The organism is Pedobacter miscanthi, from assembly GCF_003315595.1.
Taxonomy (GTDB): Bacteria; Bacteroidota; Bacteroidia; order Sphingobacteriales; family Sphingobacteriaceae; genus Pedobacter; species Pedobacter miscanthi.
This window is the reverse complement of record NZ_QNQU01000003.1, coordinates 197,062-222,011: the sequence shown is the minus strand read 5'-3', so window position 1 is coordinate 222,011 and position 24,950 is coordinate 197,062. Positions and strand designations below refer to the sequence as shown.

The following is a 24,950-nucleotide window of genomic DNA, read 5'->3' as shown; positions in this document are numbered from 1 at the left end:
TAAAGCTGAAAGACTAAAGACAAATGCTTAAAACTTAGATGCTCTCAGGTGACTTAGGTGGTTAAAAAAGGCAGAGGGCTGAAAGACCAAAGCTTAAAACTTAAATGCGCTCAGGTGACTTAAGTGATTAAAAAAGGCAGAAGACTGGAAGGTTAAGGGTTTAAGGGAAGGGCTAAAAGTTTAAGATTCAAAATAACCGCTAGACTTTTATCCAGCTTTATGGCTTAAAATTTGATTCCATAAAAAATTAATAAATTTGCATCCAAAATCGCCTATCCCGGTGGTTTTGGAAAATAACAACACAAAATGAATAAATCCCTTTCTGCACAGGATACAAAAAGATACAGTTTACTCATCTGGAAATTATTGATCGGGGGAATTGCCCTTTTCGCTATTTTTATCTCGATGATTGGCCTGGGCCTGTTCGGTGCCCTACCCTCTTTCAGGGATATCGAACACCCGAAAAGCAACCAGGCTTCAGAAATTATTGCCGAAGACGGTCGCCCTTTAGGTACCTATTTTGTACAGAACAGATCTAACGTTACCTATAAAGATATTTCAGAAAATGTAATTAACGGATTAATCGCTACAGAAGATACTCGTTTTAAAGAACATTCGGGGATCGATTTTAAACGTACTTTTTCCATTATCGGTTACAATTTAATCGGCAAAAAACAGGGTGCGAGTACCATTACCCAGCAATTGGCAAAAAACCTTTTCCCGAGGGAATCTAACCTTAACTTTTTCTCTTTGGTGCTCACCAAGTTTAAAGAATGGATTGTAGCGGTTAAACTGGAGCGTAACTACACCAAGGAAGAAATTATCACCATGTATTTAAATACGGTCGATTTTGGAAACCAGGCTTATGGCATTAAATCGGCAGCAAGGGTTTATTTCAATACTACTCCGGATAAACTGACTTTAACGCAGGCCGCAACTTTAGTGGGCATGCAAAAAGGGATTACCATGTATTCGCCAACGCGCCACCCTGAACGTTCGAGAGACCGCAGGAATACCGTAATGGCCCTGATGGTTAAATCAGAACTATTAACGCAGCAAGAGTTTGACGAGCAAAAGGATAAACCTTTAAACCTTCATTTTAATGCAGCAACTGTTAACGATGGTATTGCACCTTATTTCCGTTCGGTACTAAAGAATGATATCAAAACTATTTTTCAGGAACAATCTATAACCAAACCTGATGGAACACCTTACGATTTAGACCGTGATGGTTTGAAGATTTATACCACATTAAACTACGATATGCAGGTATATGCTGAAGAAGCTCAAAAAGAATATATGAAAGTACTGCAGGCACAGTTTATTGCCAGCTGGAAAGGTAGAAATCCTTTTAAAGATAAAACATTACAGATTGAACAGGGGATTAAAAGGTCCGATCGTTATAAATCATTAAAACTCGAAGGCAAATCGGACGAGGAAATTACCAGCGATTTCAATACTAAAACTGAAATGACCATTTTTACCTGGAAAGGTAATATCGATACCGTAATGAAACCCATTGATTCGGTACGTTATTATAAAATGTTATTACGTAATGCCATGATGACGATGGACCCGACCAATGGACACGTAAAAGCATGGGTGGGCGGAATTAATTACGAACACTTTAAATATGATCAGGTTAAAATGGGAACCCGCCAGGTAGGTTCTACAGCAAAACCATTTACCTATGCCGTGGCCATTGAGAATGGTTATTCACCCTGCTATACCGTGCCGAATGTTCCGGTAACGATTGAAGGTTATGGCGATCCATGGACGCCGAGAAACTCAGGCAAACCTTTACCAGGCAATATTACCCTGCAAAAGGCACTGGCTTATTCGCAAAATTTTGTTACGGCTTATTTAATGAAACAGGTTGGTCCTGTGGCGGTATCTACCCTGGCCACCAAAATGGGGATCCCAAATGTTCCGGCATTTCCTTCTATCTGTTTAGGTACTTTCGATTCGTCAGTTTTTAATATGGTAGGTGCTTATGGTGCATTTGCCAATAAAGGAACTTACACGAAGCCGATTTACCTGTTAAGGATCGAAGATAAAAATGGCGTGGTATTATTCTCTCAAAAGGAAATACCAAAACCGATTATGAGCGAAGAAGTGGCTTATGTAATGACCAGGATGCTAAAAGGTGTGGTAACCAACGGAACCGGATCGAGGCTGAATTATAAATATAAGGTTAATGCACCGATTGGAGCCAAAACCGGTACCACCCAAAATAACTCTGATGGTTGGTTTATGGCCATTACTCCCCAATTGGTAACTGGTATATGGACAGGTTGTGAAGACAGGGCTTTCCACTTTATCAGCACCAATCAGGGTGAAGGTGCGAATACGGCCCTTCCTATTTTTGCAGGTTTTATAAAAAGGGTGTATGCCAATCCGGCTTTAAGAATCAGTCATGCCGATTTCGAAGCACCAAAATCAGGTGTTTCCATCACTTTCGATTGTAACCAGTATCAGCAGCAGGAAGAAGGTACCACTGAACTGGACGAGAAGCTGGGATTTTAATCATCCGCTCCTGTTTGAAAGATAGCAGTAGGAATAAAATTTAGCGTAGCGGAAACGCAGCGAAAGATTGTAACGCCGCCTGCTGTACAGGCACGCCCAAATTATAAACACACTAAATTGGTTCATTATTCAAAATTTTCCCTCTCGAATCCTATTTTTGTAAATAATGAGCAGTTTCGACCATAAAACAGCATTAACCGCAATTCCACATAAACCCGGCGTGTACCAGTATTGGGATGCCGATGGAAAGCTAATGTACATTGGTAAAGCAAAAGATCTGCGTAACCGTGTAGGTTCGTATTTTAACAGCGACAGAAACCAGTTTAATGGCAAAACAAGGGTATTAGTATCCAGGATCCGTAAAATTACCTTTACTATTGTAGATACGGAGATTGATGCCTGGCTGCTGGAAAACAGTCTGATCAAAAAGCATCAGCCGAAATTCAACATCAATTTAAAAGATGATAAAACCTATCCATGGATTATCGTAAAAAATGAAAATTTTCCGCGAATTTACTGGACACGTAAGGTAATAAAAGATGGCTCAACCTATTTCGGGCCTTATGGCTCCATAGGCATGATGCATACCATTCTGGATCTGATTAAAGAAACCTACCCCTTACGTACCTGTAGTTTGCCCCTAACAGAGAAAAATATAGATGAAGGCAAATTTAAAGTCTGCCTCGAATACCAGATCGGAAACTGTAAGGGTCCATGTCAAAACTACCAGACGGAAACCGATTACGATAAAAACATCGCTGAAATCAAGGAAATCCTGAACGGTAAAATCGGGAATGTGATCCGTGATGTAAAGAGCGTAATTAAATCTGCCTCTGAAGATTTAAACTTCGAACTGGCGCATCAGTATGCCCGCAGATTGCAGGTTTTAGAGAAATACCAAAGCAAATCGACCGTGGTAAACAGTGCCATTACCAATGTGGATGTGGTGAGCATTGCCTCTGATGAACGTTATGCTTTTGTGAATTACCTGAAGGTAATGAATGGAACCATTATCCAAACGCAGACCATAGAAGTTAAAAAACAATTGGACGAAAGCGACGATGAGATTTTAACCCTGGCGATGCTGGAGTTCAGGACAAAATTTAACAGTACTTCAAAAGAAATCATTGTTCCTTTTGAGCCTTCGTTAGAAGACGAAAGCTTAAAATTTACCGTTCCGAAACTTGGCGAAAAGAAAAAACTTTTAGAGCTCTCGCAGAAGAATGTGCTGTTCTTTAAAAAAGAGAAGCTCAATCAATATGAAAAGTTAAATCCAGATTTACGTACCGACCGGATTTTAAGTACCATGCAGAAAGATCTGCGGTTAACGCAGCTTCCGAAACATATCGAATGTTTTGATAACTCCAACTTTCAGGGAAAATATCCGGTTTCGGCAATTGTGGTGTTTAAAGATGCCAAACCTTCGAAAAAAGATTACCGCCACTTTAATGTGAAAACAGTAGAAGGACCTAACGATTTCGCGACGATGGAGGAAGCAGTTTTCCGCCGTTACAGAAGGATGCTGGATGAAAATCAGACTTTGCCTCAATTAATCATTATCGATGGTGGTAAAGGCCAGCTTTCGTCGGCAGTAAAGAGTTTAAAGTTATTGGGCATAGAAAATAAAGTTACCGTAATCGGTATTGCTAAACGTTTGGAAGAACTTTTCTACCCAGGCGATTCGTATCCACTATACCTCGATAAAAAATCAGAAACTTTAAAAGTGATTCAGCAGCTCCGTGATGAGGCCCACCGTTTTGGAATTACCTTTCACCGTAAAAAGCGCGATCAGGGTACCCTCAAAACCGAACTCGAACAGATTGAAGGTATTGGTAAAACCACAGCTGATAAGCTGCTTACACACTTCAAATCCGTTAAAAAAATAAAGGAAGCTACAGAAAAAGAACTTTCGGAGGTGCTGAACAAAAAACAGGTTGTTACCCTCCTCGCACATTTCAAGGAAGTGTAAATCCGATATGTAAACAATAACAGACGGATACGTAAAAATGTTAACACTTTATTAATCTTGATTTGGCATAACTTAAATACTTTTTCTATATTTTAGGGTTGTTAATACTCGTAAAAACATCCCTATTTACATGAATAACAACATCCTGGCCACCATTACCAAACTTTTGTTGGGCGTATTGTATTTTACTGAATCGGAAAGCCCATTTATAGGGGCCGATTGGGGCAAAATCACACCTGCAGAACTTTTGCATAAAATTGCAATCCAATATCAGTCTGATCCTTCTAACCTCAAACAAATTGATCAGGCAGCCTTTTTCGACCGCCTCATATCAAAAGTTGATCCTTCCGATGCACCAATGGTCGAAAATGCACGCAAAATAGCAGCTGTTCATGCCTTTTTAAAGCAAAACCTATCCAACATTACGGTAATAAGAGTAGAAGGCTCCAGCAAGATCCCTGTGCTCGTTGCCGGCTATTTGCCAGATGGCACCTGTATCGTGATAGAAACTTTTGCTGTCGAAACCTAAAATTATCCCATCCATTAAATAATCCCAAACCAAAACAATGAAAGCATTAAAAAAACTAAGCTTACTGGCCGTTTTATGCCTCGGCCTGGCTGCCTGTAAAAAAGACAATCAAATACAGCCGGATAGCAACCTGTTTGAACAAAAATTAAACAGTAAAGCAATCGCCGCAAGTGCACAGTCTGTAACCGCCGGTTTCCCGGAAACGTTTGAATCGGGTACCAAAGGTAGTTACACCACAGCATCAGTTACCTTAAGCAGCGGAAGCTGGAGCCTGAACGATGCCCTGATCGGAAACCTGGCTGCAGATGCAAAAAACGGTAATCAATCAGTTCGTATCCGAAACACGGGTATGTTGAGCATGAATTTCGACGTAAACGGAGCGGATGTAGTAACCATTGCCCACGCCAAATATGGTACTGATGCCAACAGTACCTGGCAGCTTTGGTACTCTACCAACGGTGGCTCGAGCTGGCAACAAAGCGGTAGCACTGTTACCAGTAGTTCAACTACGTTAACAACCGCAACCTTTAATACAGCAATTTCCGGAAATGTACGTTTTCAGATCCGTAAAATCAGCGGAGGTACTGCCCGCATCAATATCGATGACTTCAGTATTTCTACAGGTGGTGGCACTACTCCTCCAACAACAACACCTGGTGATAACAGTCACCTTTTGTTGGGTAATCCAAGCAACGCGGTTGCCAGTACATCTTTCCCTGAAAACTACTTAATGGAGCGCACCTATTATACAAGTTCTTACAGCAGAAGCAGGGCTACACCTAACTGGGTAAGCTGGCATGTTGGATCAGCTGACTTAGGCTCTACACCACGTCAGGACGATTTCAGGGCTGATAATACTTTACCTGCAGGCTGGTATCAGGTATCGAACAGCAGTTACTCAGGTTCGGGCTTTGATCGTGGCCATAACTGTCCTTCGGCTGATAGAACGGCTTCAGTGGCATCAAACTCTTCTACCTTTTTAATGAGCAACATGATGCCACAGGCACCTAATAATAACCAGGGACCATGGGCCGATCTTGAAAACTATACGCGCTCTTTGGTAACAGCCGGTAACGAAGTCTACATCATCTGTGGTTCTTATGGTTCGGGCGGAACAGGAAATAATGGAGGTACTACCTTTACCATCGATAACGGCCGCGTTAATGTGCCATCAAACACCTGGAAAGTTATTGTGGTATTACCAAACGGAAATAATGATTTAAGCAGGATTACTTCTTCTACCAGGGTAATTGCGGTAAACATGCCCAATACAAACGGCTTAAATACAAACTGGAAAACATTCCGCACCACAGTTAATTCAATTGAATCGGCCACAGGATACGATCTGTTATCGAATGTGTCTACTTCAATTCAGAATGTAATCGAAGCAACTACTGATAACCAATAAATAGAACTCAGTTCTTTATATCATAAGACGGTAATCCATTGATTTGGGTTACCGCTTTTTGTATGATGTTATTATGTCATTCTGAACGCAGTGAAGAACCTAGTAACCTGAGTTCGATTATTAATTTTTGTTTAAAAGTCTCCTGCGAATACTTTAAACTCACAGTCGTCACCCTGAATTTATTTCAGGTTCTATCTTGCACGAAAGATCTTGACCACGAAGTAGCTATTAGGCAATTAAAAACAACAGAAATAGCTAAGAAAAGAAGTTTAAGGGCGATAATATGCTAGAGAGATCAAACCCTAGACAGATTTCTCGGCTACGCTCGAAATGACGGCATCGCACGAAGAAAGAAACAAATTGAAAACAAAAAAGCTCCGATTTACATCGAAGCTTTTAATAATATTAGTATTCCCAAAGACCTTGTTCATAATCGAGAACAGATTTTTTAATCCTTTCAGATTCGTATAACCTTTCTTTAGGATCTGAAATAATGTCCCTGATTTTGTTATCTCCGGGATTAGATTCTTTAACTATATAGCTGCTGAATAAGCGGCGGATAAAGAAATCATCAAAACTCAATGAAGATGCATCATTATTGGTATTGATTAAACGTTTCTTAGTCAGAATCTCCCTTGCTTCGGGATAATACACCCAAAATACCGGTTGCCACTGTTTAGAAACTTCGTTAAATTTTAAAGGAGCAATCCCTACAATACGTGGTTCGAAAATGGAACGTTTAGTATCAAAAATCCAGTCTTCTTTAATCCTGAATTTCAGGAACAAATCCGCGTTAAAATCATTTACAACTGTGGTAACAGTTCCTGTTTTATTGTTCGAAACCTCTGCTGTTCCTGAAGCTGCTTTATTTGCAGAATCAGCAGACATTGGATTTAAGAAAGCGTCATCTTCATTTAGTGCACTATCGATAGGAGAATAAGCGGTTAACTCATCTTTTTTAATGGCACTGATCAATACATCGATCAATCTTGATTTTGGCGATCTTAAAGGTGAGTTTACAGTATCACGTAAATCAATTTCTCTCCAAATCCTTTTTGCGTAAAAAACATCCTCTTCCCTTACATCGGCCAAAGGCACCATTTCAGTACTGTCAATGTCCTTACGGGCATAAAAACCATCTTTAGGCGGTACTTTCAGTTTCTTTTTAGCCGTTTTCACCGGTGCTTTCACCGTATCAACTGCAGCAGGTGCAGCTACTACAGGTGCAGCTTTTTTGGGCGCTAACTTAGTCGGCTTTTTCTGTGCAAAAGCAAACGAGGTTAACAAAACTAAAATGGCAATACTTAAAATCCTTTTCATCTTCTTATTATTTTACACTAAACGCCAATGAAGGTAAAATCTTCTGACGTCCATCAGGGCCAACAGAAACAATATCTTCAAAAAACACCCTTGTACCAGGTGTAATCGAATTAATAGCACCTTTTACCGCACCTGCAAAACTTCCACCGGAACCCGGAATGGTAACCGCATCAGAACGTGGTTTGATAATGGTTAACTTATAACGCTGAATCTTAAATTTAACATCGAAAGGAAAATCATCCAGATCTGCTTCAATTTCTGATTCGCTTTTCAATTGTACCGAAGCGATATCACCACCAGCACGGCCGCCAACTTTTGCTACCGGTGTAGGAATACCTTTAACCCTGAATTTTTGTGAACCTAAACTCACGGTTTTGCCGGCATTATTTGCAGATACGTTGATTGATACTTCTGAACCAACCAAACTACCTGGTACGTTAACATTAAAGTTTCCGTTACCACCCGACATTGAACCACCCGATATTGAGGCCCGGATGCTCTCTAACGGAAATCCTGCTGCCGATACGGTAAATGGATTTGGGATACCTGCATAAATTACGTTCAACTTAGTTGAAGAAACAGATGCTGAAGGTTTTGCCACCTGATAAGTTTGTGGCTGGGTTTTGTACTCTTTAACCTGTCCATCAGTTTGACGAACACGAACAGTACCAACCCAGGTAAACTGACCAACAGTACTTGTACCACCGGTATAGGTTCCTTTACCATCTTTAACTGATAGTTTACTGCCGTTAACGGTGATATCAGGAGTTGATCTCGAATCACTTGCAGTTAAAAATACTTCAGCGGTATATGGCTGCCCCTGGATGACGTAAGAAGTAGGCGCAACTGCAACTGCTGCAAACTGATCGAGGTTAACCTGTGCTTTATCCATATTCCCGAATAACTTTTTCACTACTTCTGCTTCAGCATTTTTAGTATCTGTTTGTAGTTTGGTTAAAATCGTCATTGCTGCAGTTAATGGGGTTCCCTCACCAAAGTAAGTTTCCTGCCAGTTGCCTTTTCTTTTTCTTTCAGGATCTTTTGCTTCAAGCGAGAAAGAAACGTTAGCCCTATCAGCCGGATCTAATAAAGAAATCAATTTTTCGCGTGTTGCGTTAATTTTTTCCTTTAATTTATCTGCTTCTTTTTGATTGATCATGATATTTTGGGCAATATCCTGATTAGATCTGTTTACCAGGTCACCAGTTTCAGGATCAATTCCATCACCAGCCTGGGTAAATTGTTTTTTAATACCTTCGATATAGTTATTTAATTCATCTGCTGTAGCCTTTGCCTGTTTTGCCTTTTCATAAATAGGCTGTGCACGCGCCGGCTCTTCTTTCAACTTCGAATTTTCGAATGCAGAAAATAACTGGTTAATGCTTGTGTTTACATTATTTTTAGAAGTATCCAAACTATCATTGATATTTTTGAATGCATCCAAAATGGTATCTGATACGTTTAAGGCGAGCATAGCCAACAATACCAAATACATGATATTGATCATCCGCTGCCTTGTTGTTTCTTTTCCGCCTGCCATGTTTGATGTAGCTTTCCTTTAAAAATTAAAAACTAAACAAATTATACACGTGGGCCGTTCATAGCCGATAACATATTACCGTAAATTGCATTAAGTGATGAAAGGTTTTTGGCCAGTTTGTTCACTTCTTCTTTAAACTGTTTCGAATCTTCCATCGATTCGTTAAAGTTCTGCATGGTTAACGATAAGTTTGAATAGAATTTATTCATCGATTTTAGGTGTGCGCTCGAATCCTGCAATTCTAATTCATATACTGCATTTAGAGCAGATAAGTTTTTAGCCAGGTTGTTTACCTGATCGTGGTAAGCCTGCGAATCTACATTGCTTTCGCCCATTGCCTTTAAATTAGCTGTTGCTTTCTCGAAAGATGCACTTAAATTATCAAAACCGGCCGAAGCGGTTTTAATTTTACCCGTTAATTCATTTGTTGCGGAAGAGGCATCAGCAACATTAGAAATTGCCGCTACTTTATCACCAAACGTACGTAAACCTGTACCTAAACTTTCAATCAATTCAGGTCCGATTTTAGCATCTGATAACATTTTGTCTAAAGCCGCAGTATTAGCAGGTGCCACTGCTGCAGGTCTTGCAGTTGCTGTAGGTAACTCTCCTTTGAAATCCGTTCTTAGTTCAGGATAAACTTTTTCCCATGCAGGTTCTGGTTCTGGCGGGAAAAATCCGGTTAAGAAGAATAAAAATGCTTCAACTCCTAGACCAAGCCCAATCATGTAGTTACCTACAATTCCACCGATGTGTAGAATTTTAAATAACGCTCCGATAATTACAATACTTGCTCCCCATGAAATCGCTACGTGTAACCAGCCTGGTTGTTTTTTTGCTGCCATAAAATTTGATGTTTTTCTTGATTTTTTTTTAGTTTGTTTGGTTTATCTTCTTAAATCGGTACCTGGGTAAGATGAAACACATCTAAAACCAATATATGACCTTTGGGTATCCTGATATTCGTATGTGGCTACAGCATTTTGTAAGAAATAGCCGGTATCTTTCCACGAACCACCTTTTACTACTTTACGTTTTTTGTACTTGCTGTCGTTCGCGCCTGCATCGTAAGTAAAGTTAGGATTCAGATCGTGCAATAACGGGCTGGCACCTTTGTTATATGCTGTAATTGTCCATTCGGCAACGTTACCTGCCATATTATATAATCCGTAATCGTTAGGAAAGTAAGATCTTACACCAACGGTATAAATACCACCATCACTTGAATAATCACCACGACCTGGTTTAAAGTTAGCCTGTAAACAGCCTTTGGTATTTCTGATATAAGGCCCGCCCCATGGATATTTGGTTTTGGTATTACCACCCCTTGCTGCATATTCAAATTCAGTTTCTGCAGGTAACCTGTAATCAGATCTCGATCCTACCGGTAATTTTCTTGCAGTAGCTACGCCATCATATAATCTGGTTCTCCAGTGAGAAAAAGCTTTTGCCTGCTCCCAGCTTACACCAACAACCGGATAATCATCATAAGATGGGTGATTGTAATATCCACGAACCATTGGATCGTTCTGCGAATAAGAATAATCCGTTTTCCAAACCATGGTATCAGGGTAGATGGCAACGGTATAACGGTCGATATAATCCTGGCGTTTGCTGTTCGGATCTTTATGTCCGATAGCAGCTTTTTCCATATTTAATTCGGCATAAGAATACACGAATTTACGTACATCAAGTTCTTTTTTTCCTGGAAGCGCATCAAGGCCCGAATAATACATGCCATCTAACTGACTTACCTGGGCAGCAGCAGCGCCTCTTCCTTTATTTCTCCAGATATTAGCCCCGTTAGGTCCAACTTTTTTCCAGTCGATGTATTTTTCGCCACCAACTGCAGCCGCCGCATTACCCCTCGGTGTAACCATAAACTGTTGCGGGTTGCCCATCATTCCGATTGCGATAGAATCGCGCACCCAGTTGGTAAACTGACGGTATTCGGCATTCGAAATTTCGGTTTGGTCCATAAAGAATGCACTAACAGTAGTCATCCTACCCGGCAGATTCTGAGAAAATGTAATATCCTCATCTGCTCCTCCAAGTACTGTATGCCCTGGCGGGACATAAACCATTCCTAAGGGAATTCTATCGTTTTTAAATTTTCGGTTATAAGCACCAACCAGCTCACCTTGACCACCATGGCCGCAGCTCGCTAGCATTACAGTTATACCTACAATAGCTAGAAGGTAAATTTTCTTCATATTTTTTATGTTGTGCAGCGCACGATTAGGAGCAATTTTATCAAAAATCACTGAAATTATCAACAAAAACAAATATTTTACATTAAATCATTACTATCAAGCGGTTAAAGTTACTTTAATGATTTATCAAGCTTCTTCTATTTTGTTAAAAAAAATGCGTAACTCTCTTAATAACAGCAAAGTTACGCATTTATTGTGTTGACTTAAAATAATTTATCGAATGTATTATTTATTAGATATTTTGATATAGTTTTCAATGGCCATAGTCATCGAAGGCACTCCAGGGGTTGGTGCTGCAATATCAACAATAAGATCCATATCGGCACAAGCTTTACTGGTATTAACACCAAAAGCAGCAATACGTGTATTATTTTGTTTAAAATCAGGGAAATTTTTAAATAATGACTGAATGCTTGAAGGACTAAAGAAAGCAATTACATCATAAAAAACTTCAGCCAGATCAGAAAGATCACTCACTACAGTTCTGAATAATACTGCAGGGGTAAAATTATATCCGCTTTTTTCCAAAAATTTCATGGTATCTTCTGTAGCCACATCAGAACAAGGGTATAAAAACTTTTCGCCTGCATGCTTTTTTAACACCTCTGCCAAATCGGCTGCAGTTTGTTTACCGAAGAAGATTTTACGCTTCCTGTATTGAATATATTTTTGAAGATACAGGGCAATCGTTTCGGAAAGACAGAAATATTTCAATTCTGCCGGTACATCATAACGCATTTCCTCACAGATCCTAAAAAAATGATCTGCTGCATTACGACTGGTAAAAATCACGGCCGTAAAATCGGCCAGGTTGATTTTATCCTTCCTAAAGTCTCTTGCCGGCACGCCTTCAACATGAATAAAAGACCTGAAATCAACTTTTAAGTTGTGTTTTTTGGCCAAATCATAGTAGGGAGATTTTTCGGTTTCAGGTTTTGGTAAAGTAACCAAAATACTTTTAACCTTGCGAATTCTAGAGTCGTTCTTTTCTTGCATTTTCCTTTTTCCTGCTACAGTCCTATCGTTTTAATTAGTATAAGGATAGGACATATTTCGAGGGCGCAAAAGTACAAAATTAAATGCATTTTAGAAAACTTATTATTAGAAAGTATTGTAATTCCTGCCCTCAATAGCTGAAAAGCAAAAATTACACCTAACAGCAAGAACGCCAACACAATATAAACAGCCCCATATTTAAGTGGCGACAGCGCAAAAGCCACAACCAGGGGAATAAACAACAGCGATGCATTAAAGTAGCTGAGGTATAATATAGAGATATATTCCCCTACCGGTTTCTGCACATTAAACAGGTAACCTAAAAAGCGTAAAAGCACCAATTTTAATGCATAAAACAATATGATGGTGATGGATATGCTAAAGAAAAACTTAAACCCATCCTTTGCCTGGTACATATCGTTCCACTGCGCCACCAGGAAAAAAAACATCCCAAATACAAACCCAAACTGCACAAAAAGCAGCAAAAAAGGCCATGAACTGAAAAGATTGTCTTCTTTGTTGATATTATTTAGTACCCTGTTGCTAAAAAACGACTGAACAATGGCATATAACTGTTTTGAAAATGCATTTTTCAAAATGGCAAAAATAACCAGCATCCCAAAAATAAACCCCAGTAAACCCACATTGCCCTTGGGTATTTTGGTACCCAGCTGATAAGGATTTGCTTTTTTCTTTAAATGCTGATACTTTTTTTGCCAGGCCAGTAAATCGAGCTTGGGGAAAAGATATTCTTTCTCGATGGTATCCAGCAGGGCATTTTTATTGATCAAACTATCAGGCAAAACCCATGTATGGCGAACCAGCGAGTCGGTAGAGAACTTCTGCCGGACCAATGTAGCCGAATCGGGTTGGTACCTCCTGTACTGATATTGATTGACTACTGCACTATCTGTTTGAACAGGAACCTGCTGCGCTATTGCAAAATCTGCAGACCATAATAAGGCAAACAAAATGAAAATGAATTTCGGCATGCTGTAAATCAAAACTTAAGGATGCAAAAGTAACCGAATAATCATTGTTTACCTAAAGAAAATAAATGGATTGATGAATATATTAATCTGTTTACGACCTTGCAAACAGAAGAAGTTCTTCATAATGGCCTTTGTCTGCCAATTTCAGTGCATCAAGGTAAGTTTTCCTATCCCCACTTTCTTTCGAGAGGCTTGCAGCTCCCCACGTATATACCGGCTTATCAAATAGTTTTTCAATAATAATATCTGCCAATAACCTGCTATGCCTGCCATTTCCGTTAGAAAAACAATGGATGCTCACTATGCGATGTTTAAAGCGGATGGCTATTTCATCAGCAGAAAAAGTATTATTTTCAATCCAGAACCTGGCATCCTCTAATAAATTCTTTAATTCGATAGCTACCTGCCATTTATCAACCCCAATATTTTTATTTGTATTTCGGAATTTCCCTGCCCATGCCCAAACATCTTTGTACATACGCTTATGTATATCTTTAATAAAAGCTTCGGTAAATATTTTTTCAGCTTTAAATCTTCTTCCTATAGTCCACTGTATTGCCTCCTCTATATTTTGTTGCTCAAATTCATCCAGCTCTTCTCTTGTGGAAATGGAAGAAATGATCAGACCCTCTTTTTCTTCTTCATCTAAAGGCGTCTACCCATCAATGTAAATTAAATTTAATCCCATAAAATTTTAGGCACTTCATTTTTAATTTCCTCGGTTCTTTCCCTTATGGCTTTTTCAATCCTTTCTTTAGAATTTTCCTGATCTTCCAATTTCATAGTATTTGATGTACGAAGTACAATTTTTGTGGCAAGTTCATTTGCTTTTTTCTCGATCATGGCATCCAATGAGCCATCTTTGGGCACAAAACCATAAACAAGTTCCATATCTAAAACCCTTCCCAGTTCACGCAGTGATTTTATTGTGATTGAACCATCAGCCTCTCTTTTTTCAATATCTAAAACCCCTTGTTTGCTTATGGATAATTTATTGGCCAATTGCTGCATAGACATGCCAAGGGTATTGCGGATTGCCTTGATCCATCCACTTGCCGGAATTGCAATTCTACCTAAAGTGGCAAAACTTAAAAGCTTACCGTTTAACTGCTGTAACATTAATGATTTCTTTCCCATACCAATATAAGCAAAGCTATTACTTTACTAAAACAATGCAAAAGTAAAGCTATTACTTTACAAAAACAACATTATAGTAAAGCTATTACTTTACTTTTATAAATACAGGGTAAAAGATTGCCAGATATTTATGACAATAAAGAAAAATTAACTTCGCTATCTTTGCAGCAATGTCTGGTATCTATATCCATATTCCTTTCTGTAAAAAGGCCTGTCACTATTGCGATTTCTATTTTAGCACTTCTTTAAAATATGCTGATGAAATGGTTGATGCGATTTGCAGGGAAATTACCATGAAAAAAGACCGGATCACCGGGCAGGTTGGAAGCATTTATTTCGGCGGAGGTACACCTTCTATCCTATCGCAGGCCGCTTTGCAAAAGATTTTCGATACCATTAACCATACTTTTTCGGTTGATGCCGGTGCAGAAATCACCATCGAAACCAATCCCGACGATTTAACCAGCCAGAAATTAAAAGAGCTGAAACAATTGCCGGTTAACCGCTTTAGTGTGGGCATTCAGTCTTTTTATGATGAAGATCTGATCTGGATGAACAGGGCGCACCAGGCCAGGGAAGCGGAAGATTGCATTAAAAGAAGCCAGGATGCAGGTTTTGAAAACTTAACACTGGATCTGATCTACGGCTATCCTTTATTAACTAATCAAAAGTGGTTAAACAACATCCAAAAGGCGATTGAACTGGAAGTACCGCATATTTCTGCTTATGCCTTAACTGTTGAACCAAAAACAGCCTTAGCGCATGCCATTAAAAATAAAAAACAAAGCCCGGTAAGCGATAACCAAAGTGCTGCACAATTTGTAATTTTAATGGACAAACTGGTTGAAGCCGGATTTGAACATTACGAGATTTCTAATTTTGCCAAACCTAACCATTATGCAGTACACAATACCAATTATTGGAAAGGTGTAGATTACATTGGCATTGGTCCGTCGGCGCATGGCTTTAACGGGCAAAACCGTTACATGAATCCGGCAAACAATGCTTTATACATCGAAACCCTGGCGCAGCATAAACTACCCGAAATTGTTGAGGAACTGAGTTTGAACGATCGGTTTAACGAATATATAATGACCTCCTTAAGAACCATGTGGGGCACTGATCTTCAGAAAATAAATGCTGATTTCGGGAAAGATTTTTTAGAAGAAACAAAATACAACCTTAAAAATTTTGAGGATAAAGATTGGCTGATTATAGATGAAGATAAAATCCGGTTAAGTCAAAACGGGAAATTATTTGCCGATCATATTGCTTCGGAATTGTTTGTTGTTTAAAATGAGGAATTTTGAATGACTGAAGGAAGGAATTAGTGAAGGAATGAATGAATTAGTATAGGATTGAATTAAGGAAGGATTGACTTTTGAATATTTTATCATTCTCTCATTCAATCAATCTCTCAATCAATCAATCTCTCATTCAATAATTCTTCCACTTAATAATTCTCAAATTAAAAATATATGTCAAAAATTGTATGGATTACGGGCGCTTCATCAGGTATTGGCGAGGCCCTTGTATACGAATATTTTAAAGCAGGGAATAAACTGATTATTTCAGGAAGAAACCGCGATGAACTTTTCCGCGTTAAAGGAAATTGCCAAAACTCCTTCAATGTACATGTTTTACCATTCGATTTAAGCGAAACTGCAACGCTGGAGAGTAAAGCTGCAGATGCCATTCGTATTTTTGGAAAAATAGATTTACTGATCAATAGCGGTGGTGTGAGTCAGCGCAGTTTAGCCCTCCAAACCAACCTGGAAACTGAACAGCAGATTATGGACACCAATTTTTGGGGAACGGTTGTATTAAGCAAAGCGGTTTTACCATTGATGATAAGCAACGGCGGCGGACAAATTGCCGTAATCAGCAGTTTGGTTGGAAAATTCGGCACAAAATTCCGTTCTGCTTATGCAGCTTCTAAACATGCATTGCACGGTTATTTCGATTCGCTAAGATCTGAAGTTTATGATCAGAACATTGATATTACCATTATATGTCCTGGTTTTATCAAAACGCAGGTAACCTACAACGCACTAACTGCCAACGGACAACCATTGAACATGATGGGCGATGCACATGAAAATGCGATGAGCCCGGCCGATTGTGCCAAACAAATTGTACAAGCCATCAGCAATAAAAAAGAAGAGGTTTATATCGGTGGAAAAGAAACAAAAGGTGTATTACTTAAACGTTTTTTTCCTAAGTTTTTCTCAAAAAAAATCCGGACTGCGAAGGTGAATTAGGAAAGTGTTTTGCGGTTGGCGTTAAGCGTTTACCAGCGATTTTCAAAAGCGCTATGGATCGGTCAAATCGCGAGTCAGGGTAAGAACAGACCTTTTTTAAATAAACCCGATTGAAGCGGTTTCGATTCTTCATCGAAAGTAGCGAAAAGCGGGGCTGCTCTTCCAAAAGAACTACAACAGCACCTTTTCAAAACAAAAAAATAAAAATTAAAAAACTAATAATCAACAAGTTAAATAATAATTTTCATTTCTAAAAACCAAGTATCTGTAAGCCGTCGTAAATGGAATCAAATAACAGAAACTTAAAAATTAGAAATAATGAAAAATTTAATCCTATCAGTTTTTGCCGTAATTACCATGGCATTTACAACCCAAGTTTACGCTCAAAAAAATCCGATGGTTGGTGGCGCAGCTATGTATCCTACCAAAGATATTGTTGATAATGCGGTAAACTCGAAAGACCACACTACATTGGTAGCAGCAGTAAAAGCAGCTGGTTTGGTAGAAACTTTAAAAGGCGCTGGTCCATTTACCGTTTTCGCTCCAACTAATGCAGCTTTCGACAAACTTCCAGCCGGAACGGTTGATAACCTGGTTAAACCTGAAAACAAAGCAACCCTTACCAAAATTTTAACCTACCACGTTGTTGCCGGTAAAATGGATAGCAAAGCAATTGCAGCAGCCATTAAAGCTGGTGGTGGCAAAGCAGAATTAACAACCGTACAAGGTGGTAAACTTTGGGCATGGATGGAAGGTAAAAAATTGGTTTTAAAAGATGAAAAAGGCGGGATGAGCACAGTAACCATTGCAGATGTTTACCAAAAAAATGGCGTAATCCACGTGGTTGATACCGTTTTAATGCCTAAATAATATTTGAGATATCCTTATCATTCATATAAAACGTTCCGGCAAATTGCGGGAACGTTTTTGTTTTAAGCGAATCAATACGCTGTTTAACCATACAAACACAATTGGCAATCATTAAAACGACTATACTATTTGACTTTTTTTGATGAATTGTCAGTTTTTTTTCAAGTTTTGCCATTTCTGCTGCTTACTGTTTTTTAACTATTTAATTTTGCTACATTAATAGTTATTTAACATGAAATTCAATTTATCTCCGATAGATGTAGTTGAAGACATATCTAAATCAGATTTCGAGCTGAACTACCTTAATCCCCGCAAACCTTTGGTAATAAAAAACATGGCCAGAAAGTGGCCGGCTTATCAAAAGTGGACAATGGAATATATGAAGGATGTGGTTGGTGATAAAACAGTTCCACTTTACGACAGTTCGAAAGCCGATCCATCCAAACCAATAAATGCATCTGCTGCCGAAATGAAATTTGGCGATTATATCGATCTGATTAAAGAAACCCCTACAGATCTGCGTATTTTTTTATTCGATCCTATAAAATTTGCCCCGAAATTACTGGAAGATTATATTGCACCTAAAGATTTAATGGGCGGCTTTTTAGACAGCTACCCCAATATGTTTTTTGGCGGAAAGGGTTCAGTAACGTTTTTGCATTACGATATTGATCTGGCACACATCTTCCACACACATTTTAACGGCCGCAAACATGTAATCCTTTTCGATTATAAATGGAAAGAACGTTTGTACCAGATTCCTTATGCCACGTATGCCCTGGAAGATTATGATGTAGAAAATCCTGATTTTGATAAATTTCCGGCTTTAAAGGGTGTGCAGGGAGTAGAAGCATTTTTAGAGCACGGCGATACCTTGTTTATGCCTACAGGTTACTGGCACTGGATGAAATACCTCGACGGATCTTTCTCTATCAGTTTAAGGGCATGGGACAAAAGCTGGGCAGTAAAAGCAAAAAGCTTGTATAACTTAACTTTACAGCGTAAATTTGACGACTTTATGAAAGCAAACTACCGCGAAAGGTATATGCACTGGAAAGAAGAACTCGCCATTAAAAGGGCAAGTAAAGCGTTAGAAAAGAATTTACCAAGATAATAATGATAGAATTATTGAATGATGGAATGAGAGAATAAAGCTCTTAAACCCTTCACTCATTCAAAACTCAATCATTCAATAATAAAATATGCATCCCAACATTATAAAAATACAAGAAAGCATTACTCCGCTTAAGCAGCAAATTATTAACCATAAAGTTTATTCGGCAATCAGCGAATTAGAAGATCTCCGCGTTTTTATGGAACACCACATTTTTGCCGTTTGGGATTTTATGTCGCTGCTTAAAGCCTTGCAGATCAACCTTACCTGTACCAGTTTGCCCTGGTTTCCGGTTGGCGATCCGGTTACAAGGCAGCTGATCAACGAAATTGTAGCTGGAGAAGAATCGGATGTTGATGCGGATGGCGCCATTAAAAGTCACTTCGAACTGTATTTAGATGCCATGGATCAGTGCGGGGCGAATACAAAACCCATTAATGATTTTTTAAATGTCTTAAAAAATGGTAAAAGTTTTAAGGAAGCTTTTGAAATTGCCGATGTACCTACAGCAGCAAAAGATTTTGTAAATGCCACTTTCGAAACCATTAATAGCGGTAAAACACACTTACAGGCAGCCAGTTTTACCTTTGGGCGCGAGGATTTAATTCCAAACATGTTTTACAGCATGGTAAACGACCTTAACAGTACTCAGGCCGATAAAGTATCGATTTTTAAATATTATTTAGAACGCCATATTGAAATAGACGGCGATCACCACAGCCACCTGGCACTCTCGATGACGGAGAAACTCTGCGAAAAAGATATAGCTTTTTGGGCAGAAGCAGAAGAAACCACAAAGCAGGCTTTACAAAAGCGTATCGACCTTTGGGATGCCGTTTATGCCGAAATTGTTAAAAATAAAGTTGAGGCGTAATTATTAAATTGTTAAGTATTTGCTAATTTAGATTACGTGATTTTAGTCACATTTACCTGTTAACTTCAATTTTGTAAAATAAAATTTACACATTTGTTGTTCGGCACAAATAACCGATTTAAGCGCATGAGTTTCATTTTAAAACCTGTTGATATTGTCGAGAATATCACTCCTGAAGATTTTAAGAAAAATTATCTGAAAACTAAACGTCCGTTGGTAATCAGGGGCCTTACCAAAGATTGGCCTGCGAGAGAAAAATGGACGACTGAATATTTAAAAGAAATTGGCGGTGAGCTGGAAGTTCCGCTTTACGATAACTCTAAAGCAGACCCATCGAAACCGATTAATGCGGCTACTGCACACATGAAATTTGGCGATTATCTCGACCTGATCAAACGTGAGCCAACTGAACTTAGGATTTTCTTTTTTAACCTGTTTAAAAAAGTACCTAGTTTAATTAACGATGTAAAAATTCCTAAAGATTTAATGGGTGGTTTTATCGAAAGCATGCCGGCCATGTTTTTTGGCGGTTCTAACTCAGTAACCTTTTTACATTACGATATCGATTTGCCACATATTTTCCATACCCACTTTGGCGGCAGGAAACACATTGTTTTATTCGATAATAAATGGAAAGACAGGTTGTATTGCTTACCAAATGCAACGTATGCTTTGGAAGATTACGACGTTGCCAATCCTGATTTCGAAAAATTCCCAGCACTAAACGGTGTTGAGGGGTATGAAGTTTTCTTAGAGCATGGCGATACCTTATTTATGCCAACCGGTATGTGGCACTGGATGAAATACCTGGATGGTTCATTCTCCTTAAGTTTAAGGGCTTGGGATCAATCAATTACCAGAAAAGTGGCCAGCGTTTGGAGTTTATTTACCCATGGCGCAATTGATAGTTTGATAAAAATGACTTTCAAAGAAAAATATGCCAACTGGAGAGAGAAAAAAGCAGTTAAAATTGCAGAAAGGGCTTTAGCCAAAGGCAGACCATAAAAAAATTAAAAGATAAAAATACAACGGGGCATCGGTTACGATAGCCCCGTTTTTTGTTATTATTGCATACATAGTTTTATTACCGATCAAAAAATAAGATACCCATGGAAATCAACATACTTACCGAAAAACAAAAAATGCTTGCCGGCAAGGCTTATCAGGCAGGCGATACAGAACTGGCAAAAGAAAGATTAAAAGCCCGCGAAATTGTTTTCGAGTTTAACAACCTGGCTCCAAAATTCATAAAACAGCGTAAAGAATTACTAAAAAGGCTGTTCGGTAAAACAGAAAAGATGTTTTATGTAGAACCACCGTTTAGATGCGATTATGGTTACAACATCGAAATCGGTGATAACTTTTATGCAAATTTCAATTTAGTTATTCTAGATTGCGCCAAAGTGAGCATTGGCAACAACGTTTTTATTGCGCCAAACGTAGCCATATACACCGCGGGCCATCCCATCCATGCACATTTGCGTGATCAGGAATATGAATGGGCACAGGAAATTACGATTGGCAACAGCGTGTGGATTGGTGGTAACGTAGTAATCAATCCCGGCGTAAAAATCGGATCAAATGTAGTAATTGGATCGGGCAGTGTGGTTACGAGGGATATCCCGGATAATGTTTTCGCCGCAGGAAACCCATGCAGGGTAATCCGCCAGTTAACCGATGCAGATAAAGATTATTATTATAAGGATTTTAAGTTGGGGGAGTAGATAAATCATTGCTCGTGCCCTTTGACAGACCTTAATAAAAAAACAGCGTCATCCCGACAGAAGCATAGCGGAGTGGAGAGATCTATCTAAACAGATTTCTACACTCCGTTATCATTAACGCTATCTAGTAATTCATTAATAATAAACTATTTATCGACCACATGCATTTCCACTCAGCTAGGCCACAGCAGAGCATCTCCGTTCTGCTTAATTCCGGCCTAACAAATTTTTCGGGCTCCACTGACCCAGCCAACCCAATGACTTCCAAAGAAAAATTTTCAGCCGGCATTTTTTGTTTCTTTTTGATGCCAAAAAGAAAGAGCCCTTCGGCGGCGGCGAGCCGAGGAAAGACTGTGCTACAGGGCAAAAAAATCAATTACAGATGTCACTCATGTTGATTTTTATGCAATAAATTCAGACTCGAAATGACGACAAGGAGGCAACTTTTCCCCCTCATCCATTTCACATCATCCATCTCTAACTGCTATGATCAACAATCACTTTCCACTCGCCTTTTATTTTTTTGATCAGCAAAGTAAAGTAACCTTTTAGTTCATCTTTTTCGCGTTTTACGTTCCAGCTACCCAATACAAAGGCAAGATCAGGTTTTAAAAATTCGACTTTTTTTATTCCGAATACCAAAAAGCCCATGGCAGATTTATCGGGATAGCCACGTTTGTAATTATCCAGTGTTTTTTGCCAGCCATAGGTCGGTCCGCTTTTACCTACAAAAAGTAAACTGTCTGATTTTGCGTAACCCTGCATATAAGCTTCAACATCGCCTTTGTTCCAATCGCTGCGCTGTTTCTCGAGCAGGTTGAGAACAGCCTGTTTATCTTTTGCATTTTGAGCATAAGTGCTGAAAGAAATAAAAAACAGGGCGATAAGCAGTATTTTTTTCATGATTATTACAATTTTGGTAAAAATTAAAGATATGAAACAAATTATTTTGTTCCATCGCTAAAAATTGGTTATTTACATTTTTTATCAAGCTACCATGCAAAATAAGGTAATTACAATTGGCGAAATACTTTGGGATGTTTTTCCCGAGGGAAAAAAAGCTGGCGGTTCGAGTATGAACGTTGCGCTTAATTTACACAAACAAAGTATCGAAAGCAGTTTCATCAGTGCTGTTGGTGATGACGATAATGGCAAGGAATTACTGAGCTTTTTAACCGGCCATCATTTTTCAACAGATCTGATCCAGGTGAACACCGAATTACCGACCAGTACTGTTGTGGTACAGCTTGATGAAAACCATCAGGCCACCTATACCATTAAACAGCCGGTAGCATGGGACGATATTAAAATTACGGATGAAAACGTAGCTGCTGTAAAACAGGCCGATGCTTTGGTTTATTGCAGCTTAACGTGCAGGGAAGAAAAATCTAAAAAAACAATTCTCGAACTTTTAGACCATGCGAAAACCAAAATATTCGACATTAATCTTCGCGCTCCGTTTTATGAGAAAGAATTAATCGGAGCGCTTTTAGCCAAAGCCGATATCCTTAAAATAAATGAAGATGAAATTGTTTGGGTAAAAAAATCATTCGGTTTAACCGGAAATACCGATGAGCAGCTTTTGAAACAACTTTCTAAGCAATTCAATATCGAAATCATCTGCCTTACACTTGGCGATAAAGGCGCCTGTGTTTTAAAAGACGGGAAATTATTTAAACATGAAGGTTACAAAGTTCAGGTTGCCGATACTGTTGGTGCCGGCGATGCCTTTTTAGCTACGTTTATTGCCTGCTATTTACAAGGCTACCCAATGGAAACCACTTTGGATAATGCCTGCAAAGTAGGTGCATTTGTAGCTTCTCAACCTGGTGCTAACCCTGATTATAATAAAAAGATTTACCATATGGCATTGGGATAAGTTTTCATAGACCTTATAGGTTTTTGAAACCTATAAGGTCTGTTGAGTTGTCCCAAATATGACATGGCGCTTAAATTAATGCAAACCGAAACTTTTATCTTCGGTAAATCGTTAATATAAGCACATGAGAGGTTTTCGTTTTTCTGATTATAAGCCGGGCGATGCGCCTAAGGGAGGTTTTGATGAGTTGCTGAAATTATTTAGCGAATTGCTAAACTATACGGCAGGAGATGCAGCAGAGGCTTTAAGCTGGCTGAACGAACTCGACAAACAATATAAATTAACCAATAACGATTATGGCATCGGTAATTTTATCGACGACCTGAAAGATAAAGGTTACCTGACGGAAGACAATCAATCGGGAGAATTTAAAATTACGGCCAAAACGGAACAGACCATCCGAAAATCTGCCCTGGATGAAATTTTTGGTAAACTGAAAAAATCTGGTCGGGGTAACCACAACAGCAACCAATCGGGCATAGGCGAAGAAAAAAATGCCGATAGGCGTGAATATAATTTTGGTGATAGTTTAGACCAGATCGATATGACTGCTTCGATCCAAAATGCACAGATTAATCATGGTATCGGCGATTTCACCCTAACCGACCGCGATCTGGAAGTAGAAGAAAAAGATTTTAAAACATTAACTTCTACAGTACTGATGATCGACATTTCGCACTCGATGATATTGTACGGTGAAGACCGGATTACGCCAGCTAAAAAAGTGGCAATGGCGCTGGCCGAACTGATTAAAACAAAATACCCTAAAGATACTTTGGATATTGTTGTTTTTGGAAATGATGCCTGGCCGATTAGTTTAAAAGACCTGCCTTATTTACAGGTTGGCCCTTACCATACCAATACTTATGCAGGTTTGGAACTCGCAGCAGATTTACTCCGTCGCCGGAAAACCCACAACAAGCAGATTTTTATGATTACGGATGGAAAACCAACCTGCCTGAAAGAAAATGGCAAATATTATAAAAACAGTATGGGTTTGGACAGAAAAGTGATCAACAAAACCTTAAATATGGCGGCACAGTGTAAAAGGTTAAAAATTCCGATTACTACGTTTATGATTGCCAAGGATCCTTATTTGCAGCAATTTGTGCGTCAGTTTACTGAAATTAATGGCGGAAGGGCTTTTTACAGCTCATTAAATGGCTTAGGTGAATATATTTTTGAAGATTACATTAAAAACAGACGGAAAACAGTGAAATAGTCGGGAGTCCGAAGTCTTTAGCCCTGAGTTGGAAGATATAGGGCATTAAAATAAATCAAGCATGGCCAAACGTACAAATAAATATAAATTAACATTAGAAGAAATATCTTTAGCAAAAGAGGATGATGTAAAAAATGATCCTTTAACGCTTGAATTTGACAACCACGACAATATATTTAACATTATCAATGCCATTAAAAGCAAAAACATTTTTGATGATGAAAATCAAAGTACCGAGTTTGCCATTGGTTTGAAAATGTTTACAGAAGTAGTTTTAAAAAACAGAGACCAGGAACTTTTTAAAGAACTTCAACCTGCAATTGGTGAGTTTATGAAAAAACTGAAGAGTAAATAACGAATAGTATACATCCGATAT

23 protein-coding genes and 1 pseudogene are annotated in these 24,950 nt (G+C 38.8%); 14 read left to right on the top strand and 10 right to left on the bottom strand.

Features of this window, described 5'->3' with window-relative positions; translation table 11 throughout:
* Positions 1-306: 306 nt before the first annotated feature.
* From DRW42_RS04710 to DRW42_RS04695, 4 genes are all read left to right on the top strand, one after another.
* Positions 307-2,526 carry a transglycosylase domain-containing protein gene (locus DRW42_RS04710; protein WP_113947673.1) on the top strand — a complete coding sequence of 740 codons (2,220 nt, stop codon included), beginning with the start codon at positions 307-309 and terminating at the stop codon, positions 2,524-2,526.
* A 166-nt stretch (positions 2,527-2,692) separates the two neighbouring features.
* Complete coding sequence (gene uvrC, locus DRW42_RS04705) at positions 2,693-4,495, top strand: excinuclease ABC subunit UvrC (protein WP_113947672.1); 1,803 nt, start codon at positions 2,693-2,695, stop codon at positions 4,493-4,495.
* A gap of 130 nt (positions 4,496-4,625) precedes the next feature.
* Positions 4,626-5,024 (top strand): nuclease A inhibitor family protein, encoded by a 399-nt coding sequence (locus tag DRW42_RS04700; RefSeq protein WP_113947671.1) that lies wholly within the window; start codon positions 4,626-4,628, stop codon positions 5,022-5,024.
* A gap of 37 nt (positions 5,025-5,061) precedes the next feature.
* Positions 5,062-6,432 carry a DNA/RNA non-specific endonuclease gene (locus tag DRW42_RS04695; RefSeq protein WP_113947670.1) on the top strand — a complete coding sequence of 457 codons (1,371 nt, stop codon included), beginning with the start codon at positions 5,062-5,064 and terminating at the stop codon, positions 6,430-6,432.
* Between the two features lie 405 nt (positions 6,433-6,837).
* On the opposite strand, the gene porN is transcribed toward DRW42_RS04695, so the two are convergent.
* The 8 genes and pseudogenes from porN to DRW42_RS04655 form a co-directional block, all read right to left on the bottom strand.
* Positions 6,838-7,752: a type IX secretion system ring subunit PorN/GldN gene (porN, locus tag DRW42_RS04690; RefSeq protein WP_113947669.1), complete on the bottom strand. Its 915-nt coding sequence runs from the start codon at positions 7,750-7,752 to the stop codon at positions 6,838-6,840.
* A 7-nt stretch (positions 7,753-7,759) separates the two neighbouring features.
* A complete protein-coding gene (gene porM / locus DRW42_RS04685; RefSeq protein ID WP_113947668.1) occupies positions 7,760-9,292 on the bottom strand; it encodes a type IX secretion system motor protein PorM/GldM in 1,533 nt (510 codons plus the stop codon).
* A gap of 41 nt (positions 9,293-9,333) precedes the next feature.
* Positions 9,334-10,137: a type IX secretion system motor protein PorL/GldL gene (gene porL, locus DRW42_RS04680; protein ID WP_113947667.1), complete on the bottom strand. Its 804-nt coding sequence runs from the start codon at positions 10,135-10,137 to the stop codon at positions 9,334-9,336.
* A gap of 42 nt (positions 10,138-10,179) precedes the next feature.
* Positions 10,180-11,505, bottom strand: coding sequence for a T9SS ring complex lipoprotein PorK/GldK (gene porK / locus DRW42_RS04675; protein ID WP_113947802.1), 1,326 nt, complete (start codon positions 11,503-11,505; stop codon positions 10,180-10,182).
* Positions 11,506-11,730: 225 nt separating this feature from the next.
* A complete protein-coding gene (locus DRW42_RS04670; RefSeq protein WP_025143998.1) occupies positions 11,731-12,501 on the bottom strand; it encodes a uroporphyrinogen-III synthase in 771 nt (256 codons plus the stop codon).
* Between the two features lie 14 nt (positions 12,502-12,515).
* The gene (locus DRW42_RS04665; RefSeq protein WP_113947666.1) at positions 12,516-13,493 is read right to left on the bottom strand and encodes a DUF4271 domain-containing protein; all 978 of its coding nucleotides are present in this window, start codon (positions 13,491-13,493) and stop codon (positions 12,516-12,518) included.
* A gap of 91 nt (positions 13,494-13,584) precedes the next feature.
* Positions 13,585-14,136: pseudogene (locus tag DRW42_RS04660) on the bottom strand (mobile mystery protein B); the annotation flags it as partial.
* Positions 14,137-14,171: 35 nt separating this feature from the next.
* The gene (locus DRW42_RS04655) at positions 14,172-14,630 is read right to left on the bottom strand and encodes a mobile mystery protein A (protein ID WP_113947665.1); all 459 of its coding nucleotides are present in this window, start codon (positions 14,628-14,630) and stop codon (positions 14,172-14,174) included.
* Between the two features lie 170 nt (positions 14,631-14,800).
* Between DRW42_RS04655 and hemW the strand changes: the two genes are divergently transcribed.
* The 3 genes from hemW (at position 14,801) to DRW42_RS04640 (ending at position 17,761) form a co-directional block, all read left to right on the top strand.
* On the top strand, positions 14,801-15,925 hold the full coding sequence (hemW, locus tag DRW42_RS04650) for a radical SAM family heme chaperone HemW (protein ID WP_113947664.1): 1,125 nt from the start codon (positions 14,801-14,803) through the stop codon (positions 15,923-15,925).
* A 183-nt stretch (positions 15,926-16,108) separates the two neighbouring features.
* Entirely contained in the window at positions 16,109-16,891 is a 783-nt protein-coding gene (locus tag DRW42_RS04645; protein WP_113947663.1) for an SDR family oxidoreductase, read from the top strand.
* Between the two features lie 318 nt (positions 16,892-17,209).
* On the top strand, positions 17,210-17,761 hold the full coding sequence (locus DRW42_RS04640) for a fasciclin domain-containing protein (protein ID WP_113947662.1): 552 nt from the start codon (positions 17,210-17,212) through the stop codon (positions 17,759-17,761).
* Here DRW42_RS04640 and DRW42_RS04635 read toward each other — a convergent pair.
* Positions 17,754-17,936 carry a hypothetical protein gene (locus DRW42_RS04635; RefSeq protein ID WP_113947661.1) on the bottom strand — a complete coding sequence of 61 codons (183 nt, stop codon included), beginning with the start codon at positions 17,934-17,936 and terminating at the stop codon, positions 17,754-17,756. The genes DRW42_RS04640 and DRW42_RS04635 overlap by 8 nt on opposite strands.
* Before the next feature lie 57 nt (positions 17,937-17,993).
* Between DRW42_RS04635 and DRW42_RS04630 the strand changes: the two genes are divergently transcribed.
* The 4 genes from DRW42_RS04630 (at position 17,994) to DRW42_RS04615 (ending at position 21,473) form a co-directional block, all read left to right on the top strand.
* Positions 17,994-18,875, top strand: a complete 882-nt coding sequence (locus DRW42_RS04630; protein WP_113947660.1) for a cupin-like domain-containing protein — start codon at positions 17,994-17,996, stop codon at positions 18,873-18,875.
* An 88-nt stretch (positions 18,876-18,963) separates the two neighbouring features.
* Complete coding sequence (locus DRW42_RS04625; protein ID WP_113947659.1) at positions 18,964-19,749, top strand: DUF3050 domain-containing protein; 786 nt, start codon at positions 18,964-18,966, stop codon at positions 19,747-19,749.
* Between the two features lie 126 nt (positions 19,750-19,875).
* A complete protein-coding gene (locus DRW42_RS04620) occupies positions 19,876-20,754 on the top strand; it encodes a cupin-like domain-containing protein (RefSeq protein ID WP_113947658.1) in 879 nt (292 codons plus the stop codon).
* A gap of 104 nt (positions 20,755-20,858) precedes the next feature.
* Positions 20,859-21,473, top strand: a complete 615-nt coding sequence (locus tag DRW42_RS04615) for a sugar O-acetyltransferase (RefSeq protein ID WP_244215185.1) — start codon at positions 20,859-20,861, stop codon at positions 21,471-21,473.
* Positions 21,474-21,950: 477 nt separating this feature from the next.
* Here the strand turns inward: DRW42_RS04615 and DRW42_RS04605 are convergent, their stop codons facing one another.
* Positions 21,951-22,376, bottom strand: coding sequence for a YybH family protein (locus tag DRW42_RS04605; RefSeq protein ID WP_113947656.1), 426 nt, complete (start codon positions 22,374-22,376; stop codon positions 21,951-21,953).
* A gap of 94 nt (positions 22,377-22,470) precedes the next feature.
* On the opposite strand from DRW42_RS04605, the gene DRW42_RS04600 reads away from it, so the two are divergent.
* From DRW42_RS04600 to DRW42_RS04590, 3 genes are all read left to right on the top strand, one after another.
* Positions 22,471-23,352 carry a carbohydrate kinase family protein gene (locus tag DRW42_RS04600; RefSeq protein WP_113947655.1) on the top strand — a complete coding sequence of 294 codons (882 nt, stop codon included), beginning with the start codon at positions 22,471-22,473 and terminating at the stop codon, positions 23,350-23,352.
* Between the two features lie 124 nt (positions 23,353-23,476).
* Positions 23,477-24,574 (top strand): vWA domain-containing protein, encoded by a 1,098-nt coding sequence (locus DRW42_RS04595; protein ID WP_113947654.1) that lies wholly within the window; start codon positions 23,477-23,479, stop codon positions 24,572-24,574.
* Between the two features lie 61 nt (positions 24,575-24,635).
* Positions 24,636-24,929 (top strand): DUF3861 domain-containing protein, encoded by a 294-nt coding sequence (locus DRW42_RS04590; protein ID WP_113947653.1) that lies wholly within the window; start codon positions 24,636-24,638, stop codon positions 24,927-24,929.
* Positions 24,930-24,950 lie beyond the last annotated feature (21 nt).